General features: G+C 72.5%; 2 protein-coding genes (1 of these 2 cut by a window edge). Both read right to left on the minus strand.

Annotated elements, in window-relative coordinates; translation table 11 throughout:
* A protein-coding gene (locus ON21_RS25435; RefSeq protein WP_039801688.1) for a non-ribosomal peptide synthetase crosses the window boundary here: on the minus strand, positions 1–10,098 show its 5' portion. It extends 15,288 nt beyond the left edge of the window; only the first 10,098 of its 25,386 coding nucleotides appear in the window; it begins with the start codon at positions 10,096–10,098; its stop codon lies beyond the left edge, outside the window.
* Positions 10,098–13,709, minus strand: coding sequence for a non-ribosomal peptide synthetase (locus tag ON21_RS25440; RefSeq protein ID WP_051021330.1), 3,612 nt, complete (start codon positions 13,707–13,709; stop codon positions 10,098–10,100). Before ON21_RS25440 ends, ON21_RS25435 begins: the two co-directional genes overlap by 1 nt.
* Positions 13,710–13,722 lie beyond the last annotated feature (13 nt).

Here is a 13,722-nt window from a genome sequence, read left to right on the forward strand (position 1 = left end):
GGTGGCGTTGCGGTCCGACAGCAGCATGCCGCGCTCGGCCACCGACATCAGCTCGACCGCGCCGACCGCGGTGCGGGCGTCGCGCGCCATGGCGCGCAGCACGCGTTCGAACGCGGCGAGGAACCCGGCGACGGTCGGTTCGTCGAACAGGTCGAGCGCGTAGTGCAGGTGCACGTCGATGCCGTCGGGTGCGCCGTCGGCGGTGTACCGGTCGGTCAGCGTCCAGTCCAGGTCGAGCTGGATCGGCGCCGCGCCGATCTCCAGCGGAGCGATGGCCAGCCGGTGCAGCCGGAACTCCGGCGCGGTCTGGTTCTGCAAGGTGAGCGCGACCTGGTAGAGCGGAGCGTGCGCCTGCGAGCGGACGGGATTCAAGACCTCGACCAATTGCTCGAACGGCACCGCGGCGTGGTCGAAGGCGGCCAGGTCGGCCGCGCGCACCGAGTGCAGCAATTCGGCCAGGGTCGCGTCCGGGCGGACCTCGGTGCGCAGCACCAGCGTGTTGACGAACATGCCGACCAGTTCGTCCAGCGCTTCCTCGCCGCGCCCGGCGACCGGCGCGCCGATCACGACGTCCCGGCCCGCGCCGTAGCGGCTCAGCAGCACGGCCAGCGCGGTGTGCAGCACCATGAACGGGGTCGCCCGGTGCGTCGCGGCGAGTTCCCGGATCTGCTCGTGCAGGGCGGCGTCGAGCCGGCCGGTCAACGCGCCGCCCCGGTTGGTGGCGGCCGCGGGACGGGGCCGGTCGGACGGGAGCGTCAGCACCTCGGGCAGCCCGGCCAGCCGATCGGTCCAGTAGGCCAGCTGACGTGCCAGCACCGAGGCCGGGTCGTCGGCGGAGCCGAGCGCGGCGCGCTGCCAGATCGCGAAGTCGGCGTACTGCACCGGCAGCGCTCCCGGAGCCGGGGCCGTGTCCGCGCACCGCGCGACGTAAGCGTTGGCCAAGTCCCGGGTGAGCGGCGCGAACGACCAACCGTCGGCGGCGATGTGGTGCACGACGAACAGCAGGACGTGCACCTGGTGGCCGCTCGCTTCGGCGTCGTCCGCCACGCGCAGCAGGCGCACGCGCAGCGGTACCTCGGCGGTCACGTCGAACCCGGCGCGGGCCGCGGCGGCGACGAGGTCGGGCACCTGCGCCGCGGGAACCGGCCGTGCGACCAGATCGACCAGCTTCGTCCCGGCGGGCAGCACCACCTGCGTCGCGCCGCCGTCGTGTTCGGGGTAGATCGTGCGCAGCGTTTCGTGCCGGGCGATCACGTCGGCGATCGCCGCCTCCAAGGCGGGCACGTTCAGCGCTCCGGTGAGGCGCAGCGCGAACGGGATGTTGTAGGCGCCGCTGGTGGTGTCGAACCGGTTCAGGAACCACATGCGCTGCTGGGCGATCGACAGCGGGATCGCCCCGCCGCGCTCCTGCGGCGTGAGCGGCGGCAGCGCGACGGGGCCGGTCTCGGCCGGAGCCTCGACAGCGATCCGCCGCGCCAACGCGCGCACCGTGGGAGCGTCGAAGATCGTGCGCACCGCCACCTCGGCTCCGGTGGCTTTGCCAAGCCGCGCGGCGAGCTGGGTGGCGCTGAGCGAGTTGCCGCCCAAGGCGAAGAAATCGTCCTCGGCTCCGATCTCGGTTACCCCGAGCAGGGCCGAGAACGTCTCGGCGACCAGCTTTTCCGCTTCCCCGCTCGGCGCCTCGAACACCGTCGGGGCGATCGCGGGCGCGGGCAGCGCCGATCGATCCAGCTTTCCGGACGCGTTGAGGGGGAACTGGTCCAGCACCACGAACGCCTGCGGCACCATATAGCCCGGAAGCCGTTGGGCCACCGCATCGCGCACTGCCGCCACATCGACCGGTTCGTCCGTCACCAAGTAGGCGACCAAGCGCTCGCCCACGTCGCGATCGTCGCGGACCAGGACGACGGCCTGCGTCACGGCGGGCGTCGCGAGCAGCACCGCCTCGATCTCGCCGAGCTCTACGCGCAGCCCACGGATCTTGACCTGGAAATCCGTGCGGCCCAGGAACTCCAGCTCGCCCGTGGCGTTCCACCGCACCAGGTCGCCGGTGCGGTACATCCGTTCACCGGGCGGCCCGAACGGGTCGGCGACGAACCGGTCGCCGGTGAGCCCGGGACGGTCGAGATACCCGCGCGCCAGTTGCGCGCCCGCGAGATACAACTCCCCCGGCACACCCGCTGGCACCGGCCGCAGCCGCGCGTCGAGCACATATGTTCTGGTGTTCCAGATCGGCTTGCCCATCGGCACGGTCTCGAAGTCGGTGTCGCGCACCTCGTGGAAGGTCACCTCGACGGCGGCCTCCGTGGGGCCGTAACCGTTGTGTACCCGCGCGCCGGTGAGTGCGCGCATTCGCTGGGCCACGCCGACGGGCAGCGCCTCGCCGGAACAGAACACCTCGCGCAGCGACGGCGCGTCGAACTCGCCCGCGACGAAGACGGCCAGCATGGACGGCACGAAATGCGCCGCGGTGACGCCCTCGGCGCGGATGAGGCGAGCCAGGTACGCCGGGTCGCGGTGCCCGTCCGGCCGCGCCAGCACCATGCGCGCGCCGACCTGCAACGGCCAGAAGAACTCCGGCACCGAGACGTCGAAGGTGGCGGGCGTCTTCTGCAACAGCGCGTCACCCGGCCCGAGCGCGGCATACGCGGACTGCATCCAGCGCAAGCGATTCACGATGCCGCGGTGGCTCATCGCCACGCCCTTCGGCCGGCCCGTGGAGCCCGAGGTGAACAGCACATACGCGGTGTTCGCCGGGCGCAGCGGAGCGCGCCGGTCGGCGTCGGTGAGCGGGGCGTCCGGGTAGCCGGACAGGTCCAGCTCGTCGATCCGCGTCTCGGGCAGGCCGCAGTTCAGGTCCGCGCCCGCGGTCAGCACGCACACCGGCGCGGCCGTGGCCAGGATGTGAGCGGTGCGCTCGGCCGGGTGATCGGGGTCGAGCGGCACGTATGCGCCGCCGGCGACGGAGACCGCGTACATTCCGACGACCAGGTCGACGGATCGGCGTATACCGATCGCCACCAGCGACTCCGGGCCCACACCCTGGGCGACGAGCCACCGCGCCAGCCGGTTGACCCGGGCGGCGAACTCGGAATATGTGAGCGTCGCGGAGCCACTCATCGGGGGGTGGGGCGCCGGGTGGGCCAGCGCCGCCTCGCCGATCGTTGCGGGGTGGTCAGGCGACGGGTGGGCCAGTGCCTCGTCGCCGATCGTTGCGGGCTGGTCAGCCGACGAGTAACGCAGCGCCGCAGAGCGACTCGTTGCAGCGTGGCGCCCGGGTGACGTGCCGACCGATGTCGCCTCTTCGAAGGTCACCGCGGGCGCGTCCGGTGTGCGCGCGACTTGGGCGGCGAATAGCGAAGGGAGCGTGTCCGATTCGAGTAGGGGGTGATCGGTGGCATTCCATTCCCGCAACACCCGCGTGCGTTCGGTGTCCGACAGCAGTTCGATGTCGCCGATCCGCGCACCGGCGTCGACCGCGACGGCGACGAGCATCCGGCGGAAGCGGTCGGCGAACGACTCGACCGTCGCGTCGTCGAACAGATCGGTCGCATAGCGCAGGGTCCCCGACAGCCCCGCCGCGCGCTCCGTCACCACCAGATGCAGGTCGAATTTCGCACCGGTATCGGGAATCTCGACCGGGTGCACCGACAGCCACGGCACCTCCATGGACTTCTCGTCGAAGGCGGGCGTCGCGGCCTCGAAACTGAACATCACCTGGAACAGCGGGTGCGCGCCCGCGGAGCGATCCACCGCCAGCACGTCCACCAGGCGCTCGAACGGCAGGTCGGCGTTGGCGAACGCGGCCAGGTCGCCGTCGCGCACATCGGTCAGCAGCGCGGCGAACGAGGCGTCGGCGGCCACGCGGGTGCGCAGCGCGAGGGTGTTGACGAACATGCCGACGAGTCCGTCGAGCGCCCGTTCCCCGCGTCCGCCGACGGGCGAGCCGATGACGATGTCGGCGCTGCCGCTCAACCGGGCCAGCGTGGCGGCGAAGGCCGCGTGCAGCGTCATGAACAGCGTCGCGCCGCTGCGCCGGGCCAGCGCGCGCAAGCCCGCCGTCACCTCGGGCTCGATCACGAAGTCGACGGCCGCTCCCTCGTAAGAGGGGACGGCGGGCCGCGGATGATCGGCCGGGAGAGGCAGTTGCGCGGGCGCGCCGGCCAGTACGTCTTGCCAGAAGCGCAACTGCTGGTAGGCCAAGTCGCCGGGGACGTCGTCGACGCCGAGCAATTCCCGGTGCCAGAGGCTGTAGTCGGCGTACTGCACCGGCAGCGGCTCCCAGTCCGGCCGCCGACCGGTCAGGCGCGCGAGGTAGGCCCGGACCAGGTCGGTGACCAGCGGGACCATCGACAGGGCGTCGGCGGCGATGTGGTGCACGACGAACACCAGCACGTACTCGTCACCGGTGACGCCGCGCGCCTCGTCCACCCGGTCCACCGAGAGCAACGCGACCCGGCACGGCAGCTCGGCGGTCACGTCGAAGCCTGCGCGGACGATGCCCGCCACGGCGTCCCGGGCCGCCGAGCGGTCGATCGGCACCGGGTGCAGGCTCAAGCCGATGTCGGCGGCGTCGAGAACGGATTGGCAGGGGCCGTCGTCGGTTTCGGGGTAGGTGGTGCGCAGCGACTCGTGCCGGGCCAGCACGTCGAGCACGGCGCGCTCCAGCGCGGTCACATCGAGGCGGCCGGTCAGCCGCAGCACGATCGGCAGGTTGTAGACGCTGTCGGCGCCGTCCTGGCTCTCGACACGGTTGAGGAACCACAGGCGCTGCTGCGCGGGCGAGAGCGGCACCCGATCGGGCCGTGGACGGCGGGCCAGCGGAAGTCGCGGAGCCCCTGCGGCGCCGAGCCGCTCGACGGCGGCGGCGAAGCCCTCCACCGTGGGCGCGTCGAACAGCGCCCGCACCGGGACGCGCACGCCCGCCGCCTCACCCGTGCGCGCCGTGACCTGGGTGGCGTCCAGCGAACTGCCGCCGAGGGCGAAGAAGTCGTCGTCCAGCCCGGCCCGCTCGACCCGCAGCACCTGCGCGAACACCGCGGCGACCAGACGCTGCGCGGCGTTCACCGGCGGACGGAAACGCTCGGCCGCGAGCACCGGAGCCGGCAGCGCCGCGCGATCGAGCTTGCCGCTGGTATTGCGAGGGAACTCGTCCAGCTCGACCAGTGCGGTCGGCACCATGTAGGACGGGAGACTCTTCGCCACAGCGGCTTTCACCGCTTCGGAGTCGACAGCCGCGCCCGGCGCGGCGATCACATAACCCGCAAGGAACTCACCCGCCGGTCCGGTGACCAGCCGCGCCGCGGCCTGGCCCACCCCGGGCGCCGCCAGCAGCGCGGTCTCGATCTCGGCGAGTTCGATGCGCTGCCCGCGGAACTTCACCTGGAAGTCGATGCGGCCCAGATAGATCAGCTCGCCGTCGCGGCTCCAGCGCACCAGGTCGCCGGTGCGGTACATGCGCGTGCCGGGCGGGCCGAACGGGTTCGCGACGAAGCGGTCGGCGGTGAGGTCGACGCGGCCGTGGTAGCCGCGCGCCAGCTGCGCTCCCGCCAGATACAGCTCGCCCGGCACGCCGATCGGCGCGGGCCGCAACCGGCCGTCCAGCACGTAGACCTGCGAGTTCCACTCCGGCTCGCCGATCGGAACCTGCGGCGAGTCCGCCTCGGTGACCTCACGGTTGGTGATGGACACCGCCGCCTCGGTGGGGCCGTAGAGGTTGTGCAGGCCCGCGTCGCACACCTGCCGGAACGCGGTGACCGTCTCGGGTGGCAGCGCCTCGCCGATGACGAACACCGCACGCAGCGAGTCCAGTTCTCCCGGCTCGGCGTGCGCGGCGAACACCGCGAGCATCGATGGCACGAAATCGGTGAGCGTCACGCCGTGGCGGGCGACGGTCTCGGCGAGATAGCGCGGATCGCGGTGCCCGTCCGGCGCCGCCAGCAGCAAGGTCGCGCCCGCTCGCAGCGGCAGGAAATAGCCCCACAGCGAGACGTCGAAGGTGCTCGCGGTCTTCTGCAAATAGACATCGCCGGTGCGCGGACGGTATTCCGCGTGCATCCAGGCCAGCTGGTTGGCGATGGCCTGATGACCGACCGCCACGCCCTTCGGCTTGCCGGTCGACCCGGAGGTGAAGATCACGTAGGCCGGGTGCTGCGGGTGCAACGCGCCGTGGCGTTCGCGGTCGCCGATCTTGCCGCAGGGGTAGGCGGAGAGATCCAGTTCGTCCAGGCGATACACCGGAACCGAAGCCGCCGTTTCCGCGTCTAATCCGGCATCGCCGGTGGTCAGGACGGCATGCGGACGCGCGGTGTCGAGGATGTGACGGATGCGTTCGGCCGGATGCGCCGGGTCCACCGGCACGTACGCGCCACCCGCCCGCGCCACCGCGTACATGGCGACGACCAGCTCCACCGAGCGCGGCATAGCCAGCACCACCAGCGCTTCCGGGCCGACGCCGATTCCGATGAGCATCCTGGCCAGCCGGTCGGCGCGGTCGGACAGTTCGGCGTAGGTCAGCCGCTCGCTGTCGGTGACCACCGCGACGGCGTCCGGGGTGCGGCGCACCTGCGCGTCGAAACCGTCGTGCAGGAATCGATCGGGCACTTTGTGTCCGCTGGCGTTCCAGCTCGCGGTGACATAGTCGAGTTCGCCCGCGTCGAGCAGCGGGAGGTCCCCTACCGGCGCGTCCGGGTCGTCCACCGCCGCACGCAGCAGGCGGACGAACTTCGCGGCGAACTCCCGCACTGTCGATGCGTCGAAGAGGTCGGTGGCGTAGGTGAATTCGGCGCGGTATCCGTCGGCGGCGTCGGACACCGTGAGCTGAAGATCGAACTTCGCGAAACCGGAGTCCCAGTCGACCTGCTCGGTGTCGAGATCGGGCATGGTCAGCGCGATCGGCCCGATGTTCTGCATGAACAGCGCCACCTGGAACAGCGGATGCCGGGCGGCCGAACGCGCCGGGTTCAGCGCCTCCACCAGCTGCTCGAACGGGATGTCGGCGTGCGCGAAGGCGCGCAGGTCGCGGTCGGCGGCATGGGCGACCAAGTCGGCGAAGCCGCGCGCTCCGTCCACTTCGGTGCGCAGCACCAGCGTGTTGACGAACATGCCGACCAGATCGTCCAGCGCGGCATCCCCCCGCCCCGCGACCGGCGTGCCGATCGCGATGTCCGCGGTGCCCGACAGCCGAGCCAGCAGAGCGGCAAGCGCCGCGTGCAGCACCATGAACGGCGTCGCGCGGACCCGCGCCGCGAGCGTCTCGACACCGGAGCGCAGCGCGGCGTCCACGGCGAATCCGTAGGTGGCGCCCTGATAGGAGGCCGCGGCCGGACGCGGTCGATCGGCGGGCAGATCCAATTGCCCTGGCAGGTCCGCCAATTCGGCACGCCAGAAGGCGAGTTGGCGCGCCGCCACGGACTCGGGGTCGGTCTCCGAACCGAGTACCCGCTGCTGCCACAGCGCGTAGTCCGCGTACTGCACCGCGAGCGGCGCCCACTCCGGCCCGCGTCCGTCGCACCGTGCGGCATAGGCGGCGGCCAGGTCGCGCATCAGGGGGCCGAGCGAGACGCCGTCGGCAGCGATGTGATGGACGACGAGCACCAGCGCGTGGTCCTCGGGACCGCAGCGCAGCAGGCGCACCCGCACCGGGATCTCCTCGGTGACGTCGAAGCCCTGGCCCGCCGCCCGGCGGATCGCCGCGACGAGCCGCTCCGCTGGCACCTCGGCGGGCGTCAGGTCGAACACCGCGTGCACGCGCCGCACCGATTGCACCGGCCCGTCGGCGGTCTGCGGATACACGGTGCGCAGCACTTCGTGCCTGGCCACCAGATCGGTGATCGCCGCCGACAGCGCCGCGACGTCCAGCGGGCCGCGCAGGCGCAGCGCGACCGGGATGTTGTCCACGGCGGCCGCGCCCAGGTCGCGGGCTTGATCGGTGTCGGCGCCGAACCGGTTGAGGAACCACATGCGCCGCTGCGCGGGCGAGAGCGGAATCCGGTCCGGACGCGGACCGGCCACCAGCGGCGGGCGCGTCGCGGCCGGATGCGCGGCCGCGGCCACGGCGGCCACGGTCGGACGGTCGAAGAATTCGCGCACGTCCACGGTCGCGCCGATGGCCGCGGCGATCCGGGCGATGGCACGGGTGGCCAGCAGCGAATTGCCGCCGAGTACGAAGAAATCGTCGTCGGCGCTCACCCGCGCCACGCCGAGCAGTTCGGCGAAGACGGCGGCGACCGCCGCCTCCGTCTCGGTCCCCGGCGCGCGATACGCCGCCGTGCCGGAGCCGAATTCCGGCGCGGGCAGTGCCCTTCGGTCCAGCTTGCCGTTGGGATTCAGCGGCATCGCCGCCAGCGGGACGAGCAACGTCGGCACCATGTACTCGGGTAGCTCGCGGCGAACGGAGTCCAGCACCTCGGCGGTGTCCACGGCTTCGCCGACCACGTAGCCGACCAGATGATCGCCGCTCGCGTGCCGGTGCAGCACCACCGCCGCCTGGGTCACGCGCGGATGGCGCAGCAGCGCCGACTCCACCTCGCCCAGTTCGATCCGCAAGCCGCGCAACTTCACCTGGAAATCGGTGCGGCCCAGATACTCCAATTCATCCGGCCCGCCCTCGGCACCGGGAGCCCAGCGCACCAGATCGCCGGTGCGGTACATCCGCTCCCCCGCGGGCCCCTCCGGGTTGGCCACGAATCGCTCGGCGGTCAGGCCGGGCCGGGCGACGTAGCCGCGGGCCAGTTGCACGCCTGCCAGGTACAGCTCGCCGACGACGCCGCGCGCCACCGGACGCAGGCTGTCGTCGAGCACCAGCAGCTCCGTGTCGTCGGCGGCGACGCCGATCGGCACACCCGCCACGTCGAGGCCGGTCACCTCGTGCGCGGTCACGTCGACCGCCGCCTCGGTGGGCCCGTACAGGTTGTGCAGCGTCGCGCCGCAGACGTCGCGGAAGGCCGCGGCGGTGGCGGCCGGAAGCGCCTCGCCCGAAGCGAACACCAGCCGCAGCGAGTCCACCGCGGCCGATCCCGGCTCGGCGACGAAGACCGCGAGCATGGACGGCACGAAATGCGCCACCGTGACGCCGCGTTCGGCGATCACGCGCGCCAGGTAGGCCGGGTCGCGATGACCGTCCGGCTCCGCGACGACCAACCGCGCGCCGACCTGCAACGGCCAGAACAACTCCCACACCGACACGTCGAAGGCGCACGGCGTCTTCTGCAACACCACGTCGTCGGCGCGCAGCCGGTACATCCGTTGCCGCCAGCGCAGATTCGCCACGATCGCGCGGTGCGGCACGGCGACGCCCTTCGGCCTGCCGGTCGACCCGGAGGTGAAGATCACGTAGGCGAGGTCGTCGGCCGACAGCGCGACGGCAGGCGCTTCCGGCGTGGGCGAGCCCGCGAATTCATCGATCCGCAACGTCGCGACCGCGCGGCCGAAGTCGGGCTGGTCGCGCGTGGTGGTCAGCACGAGCACCGGCTCGGCGGCTGCGAGCACGTAGGCGATGCGGTCGGCCGGATGATCCGGGTCGATCGGCAGGTACGCGCCGCCCGCCCGCAGGATCGCGTACATGCCGACCAGCAGGTCGATCGAGCGGCGGACGGCCAAGCCCACCAGCGTGTCCCGCCCGACGCCGAGTTCCCCCAGGTGGTGGGCCAGCGCGTTGACCCGGCCGTGGAATTCGGCGTAGGTGAGCGCGGCGCCCGCGTATTCGACGGCGATCGCGTCCGGGGTTCGCCACACCTGCTCCTCGAACAGGCTCACCAACGTCTCCACCGGCGCGACGGTGCTCGCCGGAAGCTCGGGCACGACCGCGAGCGCGTCGTCGAGCAGCGCGTCCAGCACCGCGCCGAGCGCGCCGTCACCGGATTCCAGCAGCGCGGGCAGGCGACCGGAGACCACTACCGGCACCAGCGCGTCCGCGCCCACCCCCGCGCCCATGACTTCGGACAGCGCCGCGAGTTCGTCGGCAAGCGCCGCGTAGGTGACGGTGAGCTCCCCGTGCCGCAGCGCCACCCGCTGCGGGTCCAGCCCGGCGACGGTCGTGATGAGGCCGGGCAGGTCGTCGATGCCGTAGCCGCGGCGCACGGCGTCTGCGTGGGTCATCAGCGGTTTCCTTCCGAATCGATGGCCGCCGGATCGGCGAGCAGCGCCTCGGCGGTGGCGAGCAGGGTCCGCAGCAAGGCCGCCAGACCGCTGCCGCCGAGGGCGGCGAGCAGGCCGGGCACCAGCCCGGCGAGCGAGACATGAATCAGGGCTTCGGGTTTGGCCGCCGCGCCCATCGCCTTGGCGACGGTCGCGAGCTTCGCGTCGAGCTGGCCGAAGGTGACCAGCCGATCGGCGTGCTCGAACGCGGTGGCGGCGGGGGCGGCCTGTGCCGCCCGAGCGATCAGCGCGGGCAGGTCCGCCACCGACGCGGGTGGCCGGGGCCGCCGCTCGGTCACGGAACGGATGTCGATCGCGCGCAGGGCCACCGCCGGGTCCGCGGCGGCCGTCTCCAGCACCCGCAGCAACCGGTCACCGAACGCGTGCGCCGTCGGTTCGTCGAAGATGTCGGTCGCGTAGCCGACGCGCAGCTCCAGACCGGCGCGTGCGCCGTCGGCGGCGAACTGCTCCAGCACCGTCACCTGGAGATCGAACTGGGCCTCCGCCGAGGTGAGATCGATCGCCTCGACCGCGAGTCCCGGGAGTTCCACCGTCGTCCGCGGCAGGTTCTGGAAAGTGAGCAGCACCTGGCACAGCGGCGCGTACGAGCCGGAACGGGCGACGCCCAGCGCCTCGACCACCTGATCGAACGGGACGTCGGCGTGCGAGAGCGCCGCCAGGTCCCGCCGGGTGACCTGCCGCAGCAGATCGCCGAAGCTCGCCCGCGGGTCGAGCTCGGTGCGCAACGCCACGGTGTTGACGAACATGCCGACCAGCTCGTCCAGCTCGCGGACGCCGCGACCGGCGACCGGGACGCCCACCGTGACATCCGCCGCGCCGGTCAGTTTCGCCAGCAGCACCGCGAGCGCGCTGTGCACCAGGGTGAACAGCGTGCCGCCGCATTCGCGGGCCAGTCGCTCCAGGCGGCCGGTGTGCTCGGCGTCGATCGCGCGGACCACGGTGGCCGCCCGCATATCCCGACGGGCCGGTCGCGGGCGATCGGTGGGCAGGGCGAGCAGTTCCGGCGCACCGGCCAACTCGGCGCGCCAGAACGCGAGTTGGCGCGCCAGCAGGCTGTCCGGATCGGCGGCGTCGCCGAGCAGCTCGTGCTGCCAGGAGCTGTAGTCGCGGTACCGGATCGCGAGCGGAGCCGAGTCCGGGGCCTGTCCGGCGGACCTGGCCAGATAGGCGCGCACCAGGTCGGCGGTCAACGGCGCGATCGAGTACCCGTCCGCACCGATGTGGTGCAATACGACCACAAGGACGTATTCGTCGGTGGCGGTGGCGAACAGGGCGGCGCGCACCGGCGGCGCGGCGGCGAGGTCGAAACCCGGGGAGACGAACTCCGCGATCCGCGTGTCCAGTTCCGCCGCGGCCACCGGAATCGGCGTCAGCTCGACCGGGGAGGCGGGCACGACCTCCTGGACCGGCCCCGCCTCGGTATCGGGGTACCTGGTGCGCAACGTTTCGTGCCGGTCGAGCACATCGCCGAGCGCCGCCGCCAGCGCCGCCACGTCCAGCTCGCCGCGCAACCGCAGCGCCGCGGGAATGTGGTAGGCCGACGAGTCCGGCGCGAGCCGGTGGACCACCCATATGCGTTGCTGCGCGGGCGCGAGCGGCACCGGTCCGGCATCGGCACGGCGGGCCAAGGGCGGCCGGGACGCGCCGCGCTCGGTGGTCGCGATGCGCTCGGCGAGTGCGGCCGGCGTCGGGGCTTCGAACACCGCGGCCACCGGGACGTGGCCATCGAGCGCGGCGCCGAGCCGGGCCGCGAGCCGGGTGGCCATCAGGGAGTTGCCGCCCCTGGCGAAGAAGTCGTCGTCCACGCTCACCGCGTCCACGCCGATGATCTCCGCGAACGCGTCCGCGACCAGGCGCTCCAGCGCACCGGCCGGTGCGCGGAAGGCCGCCTCGGCGAAGACCGGCTCGGGCAGCGCAGTGCGATCGATCTTGCCGTTGGCCGTGAGCGGCAGCGCCGCGAGCACGACGACGGCGGCGGGGGTCATGTACCCGGGCAGTCGCTCGGCCACCGCCGCGCGCAGCGACACGGCGAACTCGGCGTGCGTGGCCGGATCCGCCTCCGGCAGTGCGACATACGCGATGAGCCGGGTTCCGGCGCGCTCGTCGGTCTTCGCCACCGCGACGGCGGCGGTCACCCCGGGCTGCCGCAGCAGGGCGGCCTCCACCTCTCCGAGCTCGATGCGGAATCCGCCGATCTGCACCTGGAAGTCGGCGCGCTCGAGGTATTCCAGGGTCCCGTCGGGACGCCAGCGCACGATGTCGCCGGTGCGGTACATCCGCTCGCCCGCCGCCGCGCCGAGTTCCACCGCGAACGGATCGGCCACGAAGCGGTCGGCGGTCAGCGCCGGACGGCGCTGGTAGCCGCGCGCCAGCTGCGCGCCCGCGAGGTACAGCTCGCCCGGCACCCCGATCGGCGCGGGCCGCAACCGCCCGTCCAGCACGTATACCCGGCTGTTCCAGGCGGGCGACCCGATCGGGACGGTGTGCTCCGGTGGGGTGTCCACCGCGAACGCGGTGATCGACACCGCCGCCTCCGTCGGGCCGTACAGGTTGTCCAGCGCGGTCTCGCGGCGGTGCTCCAGGAAATCCCCGGCCGTGGCCGACGGCAGCGCCTCGCCGATGGCCAGCACGTGGCGCAGCGTTTCCGGCAGCGCGGCGCCGGGCTCGGCCGCCAGCAGCATGCCGATCAGCGCGGGCACCGCGTGCAGCACGGTCACGCCGTGGCGGCGCAGCAGCGCGCGCAGCAGGTCGGGGTCGCGTTCGGCGCCGGGCGCGGTGACGATCAGCCGGCCGCCGGTGACCAGCGGAGACCAGAACTCCCACACCGAAAGATCGAAGGTCGCGGGAGTCTTCAGCAGCACGCGATCGTGCGCGCCGAGTCGGTATCGCGCCGCCAGCCAGGCGAGCTGATTGACGATCGCGGCGTGCGTGATCGTCACGCCCTTGGGCAAGCCGGTGGAGCCGGAGGTGAAGACGACGTACGCCGGATGCTCGGGACGCAGCGGACGAACCCGTTCCGTATCGGTGATGGGCGTCGCCGCGAGCCCGGCGAAATCGAGTCGATCGGTTTCGATGACAGCACAGTCGGTTTCGAGCGGAAACCCATCCCGCGAGGTGGTCAGGACGACGACGGGCGCCGCGGTGGCCACGATGTGGGCGATCCGCTCGGCCGGATGGCCGGGATCGATGGGCACATAGGCGCCCCCCGCCCGCACCACCGCGTACATCGCGACGACCAGTTCGAGCGAGCGGCGCATCGCCAGCACGACCGTCGACTCCGGCCCGACACCGGACGCGATGAGCCTGCGCGCCAACCGGTTCACCCGTTCGTCGAACTCGGCGTAACGCCACTCGGCGCCGGTCGTCGCGTCCACCAGCGCGACCGCCCGCGGGCTGCGGGCGGTCTGCGCGTCGATCAGATCCGCCAGTGTGGCCCGCGGCACCGGCTGCCTGGTCCGGTTCCATTCGGCGAGCACCTGCGATCGGTCGGTGCCGAGCAGGTCGATGTCGCCGACCGGCAGTTCCGGCCGGGCCACGATCGTCTCGAGCACCCGGCGCAGCTGG

Source organism: Nocardia araoensis NBRC 100135 (genome assembly GCF_000308435.1).
GTDB lineage: Bacteria > Actinomycetota > Actinomycetes > Mycobacteriales > Mycobacteriaceae > Nocardia > Nocardia araoensis.